This window comes from Pseudomonas sp. FW305-28, from assembly GCF_017351395.1.
In the GTDB taxonomy this organism is placed as follows: domain Bacteria; phylum Pseudomonadota; class Gammaproteobacteria; order Pseudomonadales; family Pseudomonadaceae; genus Aquipseudomonas; species Aquipseudomonas fluorescens_AA.
In genome coordinates this window covers 1-15,929 of record NZ_JACNDD010000090.1, presented here as the reverse complement: position 1 = coordinate 15,929, position 15,929 = coordinate 1, and the positions used below count along the sequence as shown (strand labels likewise).

At 61.9% G+C, this 15,929-nt stretch carries 12 protein-coding genes and 2 tRNA genes; 2 read left to right on the top strand and 12 right to left on the bottom strand.

Going from position 1 to position 15,929, the window contains the following annotated elements; translation table 11 throughout:
- Positions 1 to 92: 92 nt before the first annotated feature.
- Complete coding sequence (locus J4E53_RS20110) at positions 93 to 455, top strand: NUDIX hydrolase (protein ID WP_060742220.1); 363 nt, start codon at positions 93 to 95, stop codon at positions 453 to 455.
- A 76-nt stretch (positions 456 to 531) separates the two neighbouring features.
- Here J4E53_RS20110 and J4E53_RS20105 read toward each other — a convergent pair.
- Together J4E53_RS20105 and J4E53_RS20100 are read right to left on the bottom strand one after the other, a co-directional pair.
- A tRNA-Leu gene (locus J4E53_RS20105) sits at positions 532 to 618 on the bottom strand.
- Between the two features lie 193 nt (positions 619 to 811).
- Positions 812 to 885: transfer RNA gene (locus J4E53_RS20100), tRNA-Cys, on the bottom strand.
- 391 nt (positions 886 to 1,276) lie between these two features.
- Here J4E53_RS20100 and J4E53_RS20095 point away from each other — a divergent pair.
- A complete protein-coding gene (locus J4E53_RS20095; RefSeq protein ID WP_103309805.1) occupies positions 1,277 to 2,056 on the top strand; it encodes a TSUP family transporter in 780 nt (259 codons plus the stop codon).
- Here the strand turns inward: J4E53_RS20095 and nudC are convergent.
- From nudC to J4E53_RS20045, 10 genes are all read right to left on the bottom strand, one after another.
- Positions 2,024 to 2,854: an NAD(+) diphosphatase gene (gene nudC, locus J4E53_RS20090; RefSeq protein ID WP_103309803.1), complete on the bottom strand. Its 831-nt coding sequence runs from the start codon at positions 2,852 to 2,854 to the stop codon at positions 2,024 to 2,026. The genes J4E53_RS20095 and nudC overlap by 33 nt on opposite strands.
- Before the next feature lie 6 nt (positions 2,855 to 2,860).
- Positions 2,861 to 3,673 (bottom strand): crotonase/enoyl-CoA hydratase family protein, encoded by an 813-nt coding sequence (locus tag J4E53_RS20085; protein WP_103309802.1) that lies wholly within the window; start codon positions 3,671 to 3,673, stop codon positions 2,861 to 2,863.
- Between the two features lie 223 nt (positions 3,674 to 3,896).
- Positions 3,897 to 5,372, bottom strand: a complete 1,476-nt coding sequence (locus tag J4E53_RS20080; protein WP_060742217.1) for an efflux transporter outer membrane subunit — start codon at positions 5,370 to 5,372, stop codon at positions 3,897 to 3,899.
- Positions 5,369 to 8,473, bottom strand: coding sequence for an efflux RND transporter permease subunit (locus J4E53_RS20075; RefSeq protein WP_103309800.1), 3,105 nt, complete (start codon positions 8,471 to 8,473; stop codon positions 5,369 to 5,371). Before J4E53_RS20075 ends, J4E53_RS20080 begins: the two co-directional genes overlap by 4 nt.
- A 178-nt stretch (positions 8,474 to 8,651) precedes the next feature.
- Entirely contained in the window at positions 8,652 to 11,747 is a 3,096-nt protein-coding gene (locus tag J4E53_RS20070) for an MdtB/MuxB family multidrug efflux RND transporter permease subunit (RefSeq protein ID WP_103309798.1), read from the bottom strand.
- Positions 11,744 to 13,057: an MdtA/MuxA family multidrug efflux RND transporter periplasmic adaptor subunit gene (locus J4E53_RS20065; protein ID WP_103309797.1), complete on the bottom strand. Its 1,314-nt coding sequence runs from the start codon at positions 13,055 to 13,057 to the stop codon at positions 11,744 to 11,746. Before J4E53_RS20065 ends, J4E53_RS20070 begins: the two co-directional genes overlap by 4 nt.
- A 191-nt stretch (positions 13,058 to 13,248) precedes the next feature.
- Entirely contained in the window at positions 13,249 to 13,749 is a 501-nt protein-coding gene (tpx, locus tag J4E53_RS20060; RefSeq protein ID WP_018602018.1) for a thiol peroxidase, read from the bottom strand.
- A gap of 118 nt (positions 13,750 to 13,867) precedes the next feature.
- Positions 13,868 to 14,539 carry a DUF3313 domain-containing protein gene (locus J4E53_RS20055; RefSeq protein ID WP_060742213.1) on the bottom strand — a complete coding sequence of 224 codons (672 nt, stop codon included), beginning with the start codon at positions 14,537 to 14,539 and terminating at the stop codon, positions 13,868 to 13,870.
- Between the two features lie 92 nt (positions 14,540 to 14,631).
- Positions 14,632 to 15,126 carry a hypothetical protein gene (locus tag J4E53_RS20050; RefSeq protein WP_060742212.1) on the bottom strand — a complete coding sequence of 165 codons (495 nt, stop codon included), beginning with the start codon at positions 15,124 to 15,126 and terminating at the stop codon, positions 14,632 to 14,634.
- Positions 15,127 to 15,223: 97 nt separating this feature from the next.
- Positions 15,224 to 15,721, bottom strand: a complete 498-nt coding sequence (locus J4E53_RS20045; protein ID WP_060742211.1) for a GNAT family N-acetyltransferase — start codon at positions 15,719 to 15,721, stop codon at positions 15,224 to 15,226.
- Positions 15,722 to 15,929 lie beyond the last annotated feature (208 nt).

Below are 15,929 nucleotides of genomic sequence, written 5' to 3'. Positions count from 1 at the left end.
TGAAAAATCGATATTTGAACGAGCAACTAATGCCAGGCTCAAATATTGCAGATATATTTCAGTTTAATGACAGTCACGGATCGAACACCACCATGAAAATTCGAGCGACCGTCATCTGCGAGGACAATCGCCACGTCCTGCTGGTTCGCAAAGCCAATAGCCGCTGGGCGCTACCCGGCGGTACTGTCGAACGCGGGGAAACCCACGCGGGAGCAGCCATCCGGGAACTGGCGGAGGAAACTGGCCTGGACGTCGAGAACCTGCTCTACCTGATGCGAATCAATGACGGGCAGACCGAGCACCACGTATTCGAAGCCTCAGTCAGCGACTCGTCGGCGGCCCGGCCACAGAATGAAATCAGCGATTGCCTCTGGCACCCGCTGGATGCCATTGCCCAACTGCAAATGAAAAAGGGCACGCGGGATATTCTCGAGGCATTTCGCCGGCGGTTGTGATGAGTCGGTACAAGCGGGGGAACTGAAACGAACAAGGGTTTGCATTAGCTTTCGCTCGCAAACCCTTGATTTTAGATGGTGCCCGAAGCCGGAATCGAACCGGCACGCCCTTACGAGCGGGGGATTTTAAGTCCCATGCGTCTACCAGTTTCGCCATTCGGGCGGTAGCGCGGTTAGCCATGGCAACATCGGCAAAATCCAATGGCCGAAGTCCTGGCTGGTGCAGCAAGAGGGGGAATATATACATCCCTCCTCTGTGAAGCAAGGTAGCTCATGCCCTTTTCAAGACAAAACCTTTCAATGTTCCAGAAATAAAAAAGCTCCGTAAATCATAGATCTACAGAGCTTTTTAAAAGTGGAGGCCGAAGTCGGAATCGAACCGGCGTAGGTGGATTTGCAATCCACTGCATAACCATTTTGCTATTCGGCCTCAAGACGCTTGATGCGATGCAGCCACATCAACCGCGGTACAAACCTGATCAGGAAACAAGCCACTGACTCAGCGCTATCTCCTTGAAAACATTGAGATTTTTTACGTCCCAGTGCGTTCGATGGGCGCAATTATGTACTCATTTGCCTAGGCTGACAACCCCTTGATTTCAAAAAAAATTCGTCCAACGGCCAGCTTCCGCCAGACAGCTGCATTGGGGTGCCAGGTGGAGGGTGGCAGGCTTTTGGAGTTGCTGCGCAACCCAGTGGGAGCAAGTTCCCTCACCACGGCGAACGCCACAGGCCTTAGAGACAGTCGCAGCCCTGCACCATTATGGGTAACATACCGGCCTTCCCGCAGCCCTCTGCGACCTGCCAAATAAGCCCATTCCATGCCTTTCGAACTCAGCGTTGACCTCACTACCCTCGCTATCCTTGCCGTTGTCGCCTTCATTGCCGGTTTCATCGATGCCATCGCCGGTGGTGGTGGGCTGCTGACCACGCCGGCGTTGCTGACCGCAGGTTTGCCGCCTCACCTGGTCCTGGGAACCAACAAACTCAGCTCGACCTTCGGCTCGGCGACGGCCAGTTTCACTTTCTACAAGCGCAAGCTGTTCCACCCAAGGCAATGGACCCACGCCCTCGTCGGCACGCTGGTCGGGGCCCTGACCGGCGCCATCGTCGCCCATTACCTGCCTGCCGAGTGGCTGAACAAGATGCTGCCGGTGATCGTCTTTGCCTGCGGCCTGTACCTGTTGTTTGGCGGCACGCCCAAGGCGCCTCTGGACAGCAATGCACCGATCAAGAAGACCTGGCAGTCACCCCAGGGCTTCAGCCTGGGTTTCTATGACGGCGTGGCCGGGCCCGGTACTGGTGCGTTCTGGACGGTCAGCAGCCTGCTGCTCTACCCCATCGACCTGGTGAAGGCCAGTGGCGTGGCGCGCAGCATGAATTTCGTCAGCAACATCGCGGCGCTGTCGGTGTTCATCTTTTCCGGACAGGTGGACTGGGTGATCGGCCTGAGCATGGGCCTGTCGGTGATGATCGGCGCGTTCTTCGGCGCTCGCACCGCCATCAGCGGCGGCGCGAAGTTCATCCGCCCGGTGTTCATCACCGTGGTGCTGGGCTTGACCGTGCGCCTAGCCTGGCAGCACTGGTTCAGCGCGGCCTAAGCGCCGCGCCACATAAAGGTCGATCAGGTAGCGGGCGATCGAGCGCGAGGCCGGCAACGGTGGCAGGTCGTGGACGTTGAACCATTGGGCGTCCTCGATTTCATCTTCCTGGGGCACGATGTCGCCGCCGGCATATTCAGCGTGAAAACCGAGCATCATCGAATGGGGGAACGGCCAGCACTGGCTGCCCATGTACTGGATGTTCTTCACCTCGATACTGACCTCTTCACGCACTTCTCGCACCAGGCAATCCTCGGCCGACTCGCCGGGCTCGGCAAACCCCGCCAGGGTGCTGTAGACGCCCGTGACGAAACGCGGCGAACGGGCCAGCAGGACTTCATCGCCACGGGTAATCAACACGATCATGCTCGGTGAAATCCGCGGGTAGTGGCGCAGGTCACAGGCGTCGCAATACATGGCCCGCTCCAACGGAATCTGGCTCATGCGCTTGCCGCAACTGCCACAGAAGCGATGCTCCCGGGCCCAGGTGCCGATCTGCGCCGCATAGCCCAACACCTTGTACAGCGTGTGGTCGTCCTCGAGCATGAACGCCCGCAGGCCTTTCCAGTTGCAGCCGGGAATGTCCAGCGGGCTGTGCAATTCCAACAGGTAGACCGGCTCGCCATCCAGGTGACCGATGCCGTGTTCGGCGAGGATCGACAGGTCTTGGCGCTTGAGCCACTCGCGGGGGAACAGCGCGCCGTTGTCATCGAACAGAAAGCCTTCCGGGCTACGGGCCACGGCCCAGCCGCCAGGAAGATCGGTATCGAGTACTGCGGTGGTCCAGCGTGAAATCATGGTCAGTCAATCCAGAAATTCGGGTTTCTGTTTGCTCATATGGGCGGCCATGGCCACGCGCAGGTCGGTCGATTGCAGCATGGCGGCGTTCCAGGTGGCGACGTATTCCAGGCCGTCGTCAATGCTGTGGTCGCGCATGTAGCTGATCATTGCCTTGGTGCCGGTCACAGCAATCGGCGACTTGGCGGCGATTTCCCGGGCAATGCCCATCACGCCGTCGAGCAGGCTGGCGGTGTCGCTGTAGACACGATTGACCAGGCCGATGCTGCGCGCTTCTTCGACACCGAAGGTACGCCCCGTATAAGCGAGTTCACGCAGCATGCCGTCCCCGATGATCCGCGGCAAGCGTTGCAATGTGCCAACATCGGCAGCCATGCCGATATCGATTTCCTTGATGGAGAACTGGGCGTCCTCGGCGGCATAACGCATGTCGCATGCGGCGATCAGGTCAATGGCACCGCCCAGGCAATAGCCTTGAATGGCCGCGAGCACCGGCTTGCGACAATTGTCCACGGCGTTGAACGAGGCTTGCAGTTGCAGGATCTTGCGCCGCAACAGCCGTGCATTGCGTCCCACGTCCTTGCCCAGCTCGTTGGCCACGCCCGCCAGCATCATCAGGTCGATGCCGGAGGAAAAATGCTTGCCCGCACCGCTGAGCACCACCACCCGCGCCTCATCAGTGTCGTCGATCCATTGGAAGATCTCGATGATCTCGCGCCAGAAATCAACGTTCATCGCATTGATCTTTTCCGGGCGATTGATCTGCACATGGGCGATGTTGTCGGCAAGTTCGACGTTGAACGCTTGGTATTTCGACATGGCAGTGATCCTTTACCGGCTGAAAAGAGGCCTGAACTATAACAAGCCATCGCGACAGGACGTAGGCAGTGCATCGGCCAAAAGCGGGACTTGCGTACCACAGGATTCATTGTGGGAGCCGAGCTTGCTCGCGATGACGGCTGAACATTCAATATTGATGCAAGCTGACCCACCGCCATCGCGAGCAAGCTCGGCTCCCGCAGGGGGGGGCATCGATGTGTGATTACTCGCGCGCCTCCATTTGCCCATCCCAACCACCGCCCAACGCCGCAATCAGTTGCACGCTGGCAATCAAGCGGCTCTGTTGCAGGCTCAGCATGCTGCGTTCGTTGCTCAGCGCGGTGGCCTGGACAGTGACCACGTCGAGGTAGGCAATCAATCCGGCCCGGTATTGGTTCTGCGTCAGGCGCAGGGATTCCCGGGCGGCGTCCAGGGCTTCCTGGCGCACGCGGGCTTCGTCTTCCAGCACCTTGAGCTGGATCATGTAGTTCTCCACCTCGCGCAAGCCATCGAGCACGGTCTGGCGATAGGTGGCGACGGTCTGGTCATACGCCGCGACGGTGCGGTCGACTTCCGCCGATCGCTGGCCGCCATCGAACAGCGTCATCGCCAGTTGCGGCCCTACCGACCAGAAGCGGTTCGGCACGCTCACCCAGTTGTCGTAGGTACTGCTGCTGTAGCCACCACTGAGGCTCAGGGTCAGGTCCGGGTAATACGCGGCCTTGGCAACGCCGATGTTGGCATTGGCGGCCATCACCGAGCGCTCTGCCGAGGCGATGTCCGGCCGGCGCTCGAGCAGTTGGGAGGGCAGCGCCACCGGGATCTGCGGCAGGCTTGGGATGTCCTGGACCTCCGCCAGGTTGAATTCCGCCGGCGGCAGGCCGATGAGCACGGCGATGGCGTTTTCGAACTGGGCTCGCTGCCAGATCAGGTCGATCAGGTCGCCCTGGGTGGTCTTGAGCTGGTTTTGCGCCTGAGCCACCGCGTCCTTGCCGGAGACCCCGGCACGGTACTGGTTTTCGGTCATTTTCAGCGAGCGCTGATAGTTGTCGACGGTGGTTTGCAACAAACGCTTCTGCTCGTCGATCACCCGCAGTTGCAAGTAGTTCTGCACCAGTTCCGATTGCTGGCTCAGGCGCATCGCCGCCAGGTCGGCGAAACTGGCTTGCGCGCTCGCCTCGTCGGCTTCCAGGGTGCGGCGCAACTTGCCCCACACGTCCGCCTCCCAGCTGACGCCAGCCTGGGCGTTGTAGGTGTCGCGAATGCCGCTGGACGAACTGCTCAAGCTCGAACTGCTGCTGCCGGTGCCCTGGCTGGAGCGCGTCTTGCCAACGGTCAGGTCCACGGTGGGGAAAAACGCGCCACGAGCATTGCGCACCAGTGCCCGGGCCTGCCGGTACTGGGCTTCGGCCTGGGCCACGGTCTGGTTGGAGGCGTTGAGTTTGTCCACCAGGCCGTTGAGTTGCGTATCGCCGTAGAGCTCCCACCAGGCGCCCCGGGCCAGCGCATCGCTGGGGTTGGCCTGGCGCCAGCCCTGGGCCTCCTTGTACTGCACCGGGGCCGCCGCCGCGGGGCGCTGGTAATCCGGGCCGACGGCGCAGGCGCTGAGCATCGCCACACACAGCACCAGGCTCAGTACCCGCGAACCACGGGCGGTCGCCAGCGTTGCGGCAAGATTGAAAGGCGAACGGTCGGTCATAGCGGAGTTTCCAGGGCAGCATCAGTGCGCACGCCACGCCAGCGGTTGAAGCGATGGCGCAGCTTGTCGAGATAAAGGTAAACCACCGGCGTGGTATAGAGCGTCAGCACCTGGCTGAACACCAGCCCGCCGATGATGGTCAGGCCCAGCGGCTGGCGCATTTCCGCGCCTTCGGCGGCGCCGAGCAGCAGCGGCAAGGCCCCCAGGATCGCCGCCAGCGTGGTCATCAGGATTGGCCGCAATCGCAGCAGGCAAGCGCTGCGGATCGATTCCAGCGGCGTCTGCCCGGCACGCTCCAGTTGCAGCGCCAGATCGATCATCAGGATGGCGTTTTTCTTCACCACGCCGATCAGCAGGAACAGCCCCAACAGCGAGATCAGGCTGAACTCGCTGCCCAGTGCGTAGATCGACAACAAGGCGCCGACCCCGGCCGATGGCAAGGTGGACAGGATGGTCAGCGGATGGATGTAGCTTTCGTACAGCACGCCCAGCACCAGGTACACCGCCAGCAACGCGCCGAGGATCATGAACGGCTGGCTCTTCTGGGTGGCGGCGAACGCGTCGGCGGTACCGGCCATTTTCGCGATGACATCCTCGGGCATCCCGAGCTTGGCAATCGCCCGCTCGATAGCCGCGGTGCCCTGCTCCACCGTGACGCCTTCGGCCATGTCGAAGGAAATGCCCTCGGAAGCGAACTGGCCTTCATGGCTGACCCGGTCGTCCTCCAGGCTGTTCTCGTAATGGGCAATGGCTGACAGCGGTACCCGCGCGCCGTCGGCGGTGATCACCTGGACCTGTTCGAGAGTGCTCGGGTCCTGGGCATACTTGGGATTGACCTCCATCACCACCTGATATTGGTTGAGGCTGTCGTAGATGGTGGAAATCTGCCGCTGGCTGTAGGCGTTGTTGAGCACTGCGGTAACCATGTCCATGTCGATACCCAGGCGCTTGGCCTGGTCGCGGTCCACCACCAGCGTCACCTGCTGCGCCCCGCCACCGTCGCGGGCATCGATGGCGGTCAGCTCCGGCAAGGCCCGGAAGGCCGCCACGACCTTGGGGTACCAGGTGCGCAGTGACGCCAGGTCGGCGCTTTGCAGGATGTAGGAATACTGCGAAGTGGTCTGCTCGCGACCGCCACCGAATTGCAGGTCCTGGTCGGCCATCAGCATCAATTGGCCGCCGGGGACCTTGGGCATTTCCTTGCGCAGGCGCTCGATGACTTTCTGTGCGGAAATCCCCCGCTCCTTGATCGGCTTGAGGCGCACCAGCATGAAGGCGTTGTTGGTACCGTTGTTGCCGCCGATGAAACCGGCGACGCTTTGCACGGCCTCGTCCTTGAGCACGGCACGGCGGAAGATTTCCATCTTCGGCTGCATCACATTGAACGATAGCCCGTCGTCGCCACGCACGAAACCGATCAGTTGACCGGTGTCCTGCTGTGGCATGAAGGTTTTCGGCACCACCACATACAACGCGACGTTCACGCCGATGGTCACCAGCAAGCTGAGCAAGGTCAGGCGCCGATGGCGCAGCACCCAGTCCAGGCTGGTGGCGTAACCACGGACCATCCGCTCATTGAGCCCCTGGCTCCAGCGCTGCAAGCGGTTTTCCTGCCCCGGTACGTGAGGCTTGAGCCAGCGGGCGCAGAGCATCGGCGTGAGCGTCAGCGAGACCACCAGCGAAACCACGATGGAGGCCGCCAGGGTGATGGAAAATTCGCGGAACAGGCTCTCGATGATGCCGCCCATGAACAGGATCGACAGGAATACTGCTACCAGCGAGACGTTCATCGACAGCAACGTAAAGCCGACTTCTTCGGCCCCCAGGTAGGCGGCTTTCATCGGTGGCACGCCTTCGTCGATGTGCCGGGAAATGTTCTCCAGCACCACGATGGCGTCGTCCACCACCAACCCGGTCGCCAGGATCAACGCCATCAGCGACAGGTTGTTCAGGGAGAAACCGTACAGGTACATCACCGCAAACGTGCCCACCAGCGACACCGGCACCGCCAGGGTCGGGATCAACGAGGCGCGAAAGTTGCCGAGGAACAGGAACACGACCAGCACCACCAGGGCCACGGCGATCAGCAAGGTCATTTCCGCTTCATGCAGGGTGGCCTTGATCACCGGCGAACGGTCCATCGCCAGGTTCAGCTTGACGCTGGCCGGCAGCACCGCCTGCAACGCCGGCAACTGCGCCTTGATCTCGTTGACCGTCTCGATGATGTTGGCCCCGGCCTGGCGGTTGATCACCAGCAGCACGGCGGCATCGTCGTTGAAGAAACCGCTGTTGTAGCGATCCTCGACGCTGTCGGTGACTTTCGCCACGTCCTTGAGCCGCAGCACCGAGCCGTCCTGGTAGCGGATGATCAGCGTTTCGTAGTCCTTGGCCTTCTCCAACTGGTCATTGGCCTGCACCTGCCACATACGCCGGTCGTCCTCCACCGAACCCTTGGGCCGGCGTACGTTGCTGTCGGCGATGGCATTGCGCACATCGTCCAGGGCCACGCCGTACTGATTGAGCAACTGTGGCTCCAGTTCGATGCGCACCGCTGGCAACGAACTGCCGCCGATCTGTACCTCGCCGACGCCCGACACCTGGGACAGGCTCTGGGACAGGATGGTGGACGCCAGGTCGTAGAGCTGGCCTTTTTCCAACACATCCGAGGTCAGCGACAGCACCATGATCGGCGCCTGGGACGGGTTGACCTTCTTGTAGGTGGGCATGCTGCGCATGCCGCTGGGCAACAGGTTGCGCGACGCGTTAATGGCCGCCTGCACTTCCCGGGCGGCGCCGTTGATGTCGCGATCCAGATCGAATTGCAGGATGACCCGCGTAGAACCCTGGCTGGAGCGACTGCTCATGGTGTTGACCCCGGCGATAGCGCCGAAGGAGCGTTCCAGGGGCGTGGCCACGGTGGAGGCCATGACCTCGGGGCTAGCGCCCGGCAGGCTGGCCTGGACCACGATCACCGGAAAATCCATCTGCGGCAACGGCGAAACCGGCAGCAGGCCGAAGCACACGCCACCGAGCAGCATGATGGCGAAGCTCAGGAGCATGGTCGCGACGGGGCGGCGGATGAAGGGGCCGGAGAGGTTCATCGGCCACCACTCCGGGCTTCAGACCAAAGACCGAAAAGAATGACCGAGCTTTTGTGGCGAGGGAGCTTGCTCCCGCTTGAGTGCGCAGCGCTCACAAAGGGGGCCGCTGCGCAGCCCAGCGGGAGCAAGCTCCCTCGCCACAGAAAGCCCGTCCTGCCCAGGTTTCCGGGCTTCGCCGTCATACCCGCACCTCTTTCCCTTCCGGCCTGGCAAACCGGCGGCCCAGGCGATCGAAATACAGGTAGATCACCGGCGTGGTGAACAGCGTCAAGACCTGGCTCACCAACAACCCGCCCACCATCACCAAGCCCAGGGGCTGGCGCAATTCGGCACCGGAACCGGTGGCGAACATCAGCGGTATGGCACCGAACAACGCCGCCAGGGTGGTCATCAGGATCGGGCGGAAGCGCAGCAACGCCGCCTGGTAGATCGCCGTCTGCGGGTCCATGCCCTGGTTGCGTTCAGCGTCGAGGGCGAAGTCGATCATCATGATCGCGTTCTTCTTGACGATGCCGATCAGCAGGATGATGCCAATGATCGCGATCATGCCCAGGTCATTGCCGCTGAGGATCAACGCCAGCAAGGCGCCGATAGCCGCCGAGGGCAAGGTGGAAAGGATGGTGATCGGATGGATGTAGCTTTCGTACAGCACACCCAGGACGATGTACATGGTCACCACCGCCGCCAGGATCAGCAGCAAGGTACTCGACAACGACGCCTGGAACGCCTCGGCCGCGCCTTGGAATTCGGTCTGCACGCCCACCGGCATGCCGATGTCCCGCTGGACCTTCTCGATCATGTCCACCGCATGTCCGAGGGCCACGCCGGGCGCGAGGTTGAACGACATCATCACCGCCGGAAACTGGCCGATGTGGGCAATTGCCAGTTGCGCCTGGCGCTCTTCGACCCGGGCCAGGCTCGACAAGCGCACCTGCCCGCCATCGGTGGTCTTGACGTGAATCTGGTCCAGCGCCTGCGGTCCGATCCGCTCCCCGGCCTGGGCCTGCAACACCACGCGGTACTGGCTGGCCTGGGTGTAGATGGTGGAGATCTGCCGCTGGCCGAAGGCGTCATACAGCGCATCGGTGATGTTCGACACCGAGACGCCCAGGCGTGAAGCCGCGTCGCGGTCGATCACCAAGTAGACCTGCAAGCCCTTGTCCTGCAGGTCGCTGGCCACGTCGGTCAGTTCCGGCTGGCGGCCCAGGGCCTCGACCAGGCGCCCGCTCCAGAGGCTGAGCAATTCGGCGTCCGGCGATGACAGGCTGAACTGGTATTGGGTACGGCTGACCCGGTCTTCGATGGTCAGGTCCTGCACCGGCTGCATGAACAGGCGAATGCCCACCAGTCGATCCAGCTGTGGCTGCAAGCGGGCAATGATCTCGGTGGCGCTGTCGTCCCGTTCGCTGTGGGGCTTGAGGTTGATCAGCAGGCGACCGCTGTTGAGCGTGGCGTTGTCGCCGTCCACGCCGATGTAGGACGACAGGCTCTGCACCGCCGGGTCGGCAAGGATCACCTTGGCCAACTGCTGCTGGCGCTCGCTCATGGCGGCAAAGGAGATCGATTGCGGCGCCTCGGAAATGCCCTGGATCACCCCGGTGTCCTGCACCGGGAAAAAGCCCTTGGGCACCGCCAGGTACAGCACCACCGTCAGCACCAGGCTGCCCACCGCCACCAGCAGGGTCAGTGGCTGATGCTTGAGCACCCACTGCAACTTGCGCCCGTAGGCGGCGATCAACCAGTCGATCCAGGCGCCGCTGGCGCGGTAGAAACGGCCCTGTTCTGCTTCCTTGGGCTCGCGCTTGAGCAAGCGGGCGCACATCATCGGCGTCAGGGTCAGGGACACCACCAGGGAAATCAGGATCGCCACCGCCAGGGTGATGGCGAACTCGCGAAACAAGCGCCCGACCACATCGGCCATGAACAGCAGCGGGATCAGCACGGCGATCAGCGACAGGGTCAGGGAAATCAGCGTGAAACCGATCTGCTTCGCACCCTTGAGCGCAGCCTGCAACGGGCTGTCGCCCTCCTCGATGAAGCGGGCGATGTTCTCCAGCATGACGATGGCGTCGTCCACCACGAAACCGGTGGCGATGGTCAGGGCCATCAGGGTCAGGTTATTGATGGAGAAACCCGCCAAGTACATCACGCCGAAGGTGCCGATCAACGACAACGGCACGGCCACCGACGGGATGATCGTGGCACTGACGCGACGCAGGAACAGGAACGTCACCATGACCACCAGGGCGATGGCGATCAGCAACTCATGCTGCACGTCGGTGACCGAGGCTCGGATGGTCTGGGTGCGGTCGGTCAGCACGGTGACGTCCAGGCCAGCCGGCAGGTTATCGGTGATGCTCGGCAGCAAGGCCTTGATCCGGTCCACCACCTCGATGACATTGGCCCCCGGCTGGCGCTGGATGTTCAGCAGCACGGCCTGGTTTTCGTTGGCCCAGGCGGCAAGGCGTTCGTTTTCGGCCCCGTCGACGATCTGTGCCACGTCCTTGAGCCGCAACGGCGAGCCATTGGCGTAGGCCAGGATCAGCTCGGCGTAATCCTTGGGCGAGGTCAACTGGTCGTTGGCATCGAGCATCGAGACCCGGGTCGGGCCGTCGAAGTTGCCCTTGGGCTGGTTGACGTTGGAAGCACCGATCAGCGTACGCACATCCGCCAGGTTCAGGCCGTTGGCCGCCAGGGCCTCGGGGTTGACCTTGATTCGCACGGCCTGGCGCTGGCCACCAGCGATGGTGACCATGCCGACGCCGCTGATCTGGGCGATTTTCTGCGCCATGCGGGTGTCCACCAAGTCATTGAGCTTGGGCAGCAGCATGGTCTTGGAGGTAATCGCCAGGGTCAGCACCGGGGTGTCAGCCGGATTGACCTTGTTGTACACCGGCGGCGCCGGCAGGTCCTTGGGCAGCAAATTGGTGGCCGCATTGATCGCGGCCTGCACCTGCTGCTCGGCGACATCCATGTTGATGTCGAGGTTGAAGCGCAGGGTAATCACCGACGCGCCACCGGAACTGGTGGAGGCCATTTGCGTCAAGCCCGGCATCTGCCCGAACTGCCGCTCCAGGGGGGCGGTGACCGCACTGGTCATCACATCGGGGCTGGCGCCCGGGTACAGGGTCATCACACGGATGGTCGGGTAGTCGACCTGGGGCAGTGCCGACACCGGCAGCAACCGGTAGGCGATCAGGCCGGCGAGGATAATCGCCAGCATGCTCAGGGTGGTGGCGACCGGGCGAAGGATGAACAGCCGCGAGAGATTCATGCGCCGCCCTTGTTCGCCTTGTCGGCCTCAGCCGGCTCAGGCACCGCCGCAGACTTGCCCTGCAAGTGCTCGGTCGGCGTGGTAGGCACCTCCTGGCTGTCGTTGACCACCTCCACTTCGCTGCCTTCCTTCAGGCGATCGGTGCCTTCGAGCACCACCCTATCGCCTGCGGCCAGGCCTTCGGTGACCACGGTGTTCGTACCGTCGCTGGCCCCGATCTTCAGCTTCTTGATAGAGACCTTCTTGTCGCCCTCCAGGGCGTAGACGAAGGTGCCGTTGGTGCCGAACTGGATGGCCGCCGTCGGCGCCAGGACTACGCCTTTGAGAGTGTCGGCCAGCAGGTGGACGTTGACGAACTGGTTGGGGAACAGCGACTGGTCGCGGTTATCGTAGCGAGCCTTGAACTTCAAGGTGCCGGTGGTGACATCGATCTGGTTGTCCAGGCTTTGCAGCAGGCCACTGGCCTGGCGCTTCACGTCGCCCCGGTCCCAGGCTTCGACGGGCAGCTTCGCCCCGCTGCGATAACGGGCGAGCACGGTGTCGAGGTTGTTCTCCGGCAAGGTGAACACGACGCTGATGGGTTGAGTCTGGGTAATGACCGCCAGGGCCGTGGTGTCGTTGGCCGACACCAGATTGCCGATGTCCAGTTGGCGCAAGCCCACGCGGCCGGTAATCGGCGCGCGGATCCTGGTGAATTCCAGGTTGAGCTTGGCGTCGTTGACCGCCGCCTGGTTGGTCTTGACCGTGCCCTGGTACTGGCCCACCAACGCCGCGGCGGTGTCGAGGGTCTGCTTGGCAATACTGTCTTCGGCGTACAGGCCGCGATACCGCTCAAGGTCGACCTGGGCATTTTTCAGTTGGGCCTGGTTCTGCAACAGCGTGCCTTCGGCCTGGAGCAAAGCGTTCTGGTACGGGCGTGGATCGATCTCGGCCAGCAAGTCCCCAGCCTTGACCATTTGGCCCTCTTCGAAGGCGATCTTGACCAGTTCGCCACCCACGCGGCTACGCACGTTGATGGTGTTGAGGGCCGTGACCGTACCCAGCGCCTTGAAGTACAGCGGGAAATCCCCGGTCACCGCCGGCGCCACCCGCACCGGGATCGGCCCCGTCGCCCCACCGAACCCCGGCCGCATGCCACCCGAACGTCCCACGTGCCCCGTCGCGGCCTTGTCCCCCGCCCCCGGCTTCTGGGCCGAACCACTGGGCCAGAACTTCCAGGCCAGCGCCGCGACGACCAACAGGACGAACAGGCCGAGCAGCCAGCGACGGGAATTGCGGGAAACAGACGATTGCATGGAGTGATCAACCATTGGGCGCGTGGACTTCTTTTACGGGAGGCTGAACGATAAGCACTGGCGGGTATTTAGCAAAGCGCCTTTACCGGCAATTTACGTTGGGCTTACCTTACGAATAGTCAGCTAAAGCCTTGAAGCACAAAAGAAAACGGCCTGGACAGGGCCAGACCGTTAACAATTGTAATAAATACCTTATTTCATTCCACTTATTTCAGAACAGCCAGGGCCGCATCGTAGTTCGGCTCTTCAGCGATTTCCTTGACCAGCTCGCTGTGCAGCACGGTGTCATTTTCGTCCAGCACCACCACGGCACGGGCGGTCAGGCCTTTCAGTGGGCCGTCGGCAATCGCCACGCCGTAGTCCTGGATGAACTCGGCACCGCGCAAGGTGGACAGGTTCTGGACGTTTTCCAGGCCTTCGGCACCGCAGAAGCGCGCCTGGGCAAATGGCAGGTCGGCGGAGATGCACAGCACCACGGTGTTGTTCAGTTCGTTGGCCTGAGCATTGAATTTGCGCACGGAGGTGGCGCAGGTCGGCGTGTCGACGCTTGGGAAAATGTTCAGCACTTTGCGCTTGCCGGCAAAGTCCTTCAGGGAAACGTCCGACAGATTGCCGGCGACCAGGGAAAAGGCTGGTGCCTTGGAACCGGCTTGTGGCAACTGACCGTTGACTTGGACCGGGTTGCCTTTGAGGGTGACTTGAGCCATGAACGGATTCCTTCTGACAGTTTGAAAATGGTGAGGCCGGAGTTAACCACGAAATGCTCGCGCGACCTATGGCCGGACATAAAAAGACGTGGCGTCGACACCCCGGCGACGGTGATGGCTATTTGGCCTTGAGCTGCAGAAACGACTGATGCAAATCTGCCGCCCAGCCATCGATGACCCCTTTGACGTCATCGGGCTTCATGACCTGGGATTCGTTGGACAGTGGCTTGCCCGTGCCCTTGCGCACCACCTGGGCGACCACCGCGTTATTGCCTCCGTCGAGAAAAACCGCTTCGGTGCCCAAGGTGGTTTCCTGGTCGCGAATACCGCTGGCGGTGCTGACAGCGGCCGCCACCAGCGCAATCGGGACCACCTCATACGGTTTCAAGCCTTCGGTCTTGCTACTGACAGCCGTGATCGCCGCCCGTATCACCAATACACCCGGCCCAGGGACGGTCGCCAGGGGCAAGGACTTCCCCGCCTCCCGCATGAGGGCCTGATCGTAATACGCGGTGATGCCCGACAGCGTGGCCTGGGGGATCTTCACGGTCGGCTGCGGTTTGGGGTAAAGCTGCGTCGGCTCGATATAGAGGCTGGTGTATTTGTTCAGATCGATCTTCGGATCGACCCAACGCATCACCTCGGCCCCCGACGGCGACTTCTCTTCCTTGAGGCGGCTGTAATCCCCCAGGAACCCGGAATACTCATCCGGCTGGGTGACTTTGCTCGAACAACCCGCCAAGGCAAGCGAGGCTATGCAGATGCTGCCAATCATTGACGCGAACTTCATGCTGTCACTCCTGTAAGCCACACGAGGCGGGGCCGGAACTACAGGTATAGCCAATGGGCAGTTTTTTGCCTGCCCTGAAAAGAACAAGTGATTCAGCCGCGCTCGCGAGGTATCAGGCTCTGCAATTGTTGGGCGAGGAAGTTTGCATCGAAGGCAAACGTGTCGGGGTCCTTCAACCCATTGGTCCGGCGCCATTGCCATTGCGTCGATGGCGGCTGGCACACCAGGGAAATGCTGCCGTGACGGGTCGCGGCCAGGCCGATGATCGACAAAGAAACCAAGCCGCCCACACCCATCACATCCGGCACGAACTCCACCGGTTTACCGGTAATGGCCAAGGTCAGTTTTTCGGTCTTGAAAGCGGATGTTTCTACAGGAACGTTCGCCCCGTGGGCCACATACGTCTCACGGTTCAGTTCCAGCAGGCCGAGCGCCATGACCGGCGCCAGCCATTGCTCGATTTGCCCGTACAGCGCCTTGATCTGTTGCGTCCAAACCGCCGACTGGGCCTGGTGCAGTTGTTTCTTGTGCGCTTCGCTGTCGGCGTAGTGACGAAGCATCTCGCCCAATTGCTGTACATCGTCCATGGCCCGTTCCTCGGTTAGGGAGTACTGCGAAGCTGGATGATGACAGGTCCAAGACGTCGGCGTACGTAAAAGCCACTTTACCTGCGTGACTGATCCTTCAGCGCAGTCGCGCCATGGCGAGGGTGTCCACCCAACGTCCGTCACGCACGGCATAGTCGCGCATCAGGCCTTCGCTTTCGAAGCCGAACTTGCGGTACAACCCGATGGCCGCTTCATTGTCGGCGTACACCGTCAGCTCGACCCGGCGCAGGTTCATCCAGTTGTCGGCGACGTCCAGCGCGGCGGCCAGCAGCATCGACCCCACGCCTTTGCCCTGCCAGGCGACAGCCACCCCCATGCCGAGGCTGCCGCAATGGGCCCGACGCACCCGCGAAAACTGCTCCAGCCCCAGATTGCCGATGACGTCACCCGTGTGCAGGGCCACCAGTTTCAACAAGCGCTCGTCATCCGTCGCCAAGCGCTTGCGCCAGACTTCGGTGGACTGGAAAGGCATTTGCAGCACCTGGCGAGTCACCGCCGGGTCGTTGTAGAGCGCGGTGACACCGGCGATGTGGGCTTCAGTGAAGCGTGCGAGGGTAATCGAAGACTCGGACATGGGGCTCCTTCCTGGAGGCGTGACAAGGCCGACCACTATAAGCCGCGTCAGGTTATATCGGGAACCAGTGGGAGTTGCTGGTGGATGCTGAATCTGTGGACACCCAAGAACCCATGTGGGAGCGAGCTTGCTCGCGATGACCGCGGCACATTCAATATCAATGCAAGCTGAACCACCGCTATCGCGAGCAAGCTCAGCTCCCACAGGG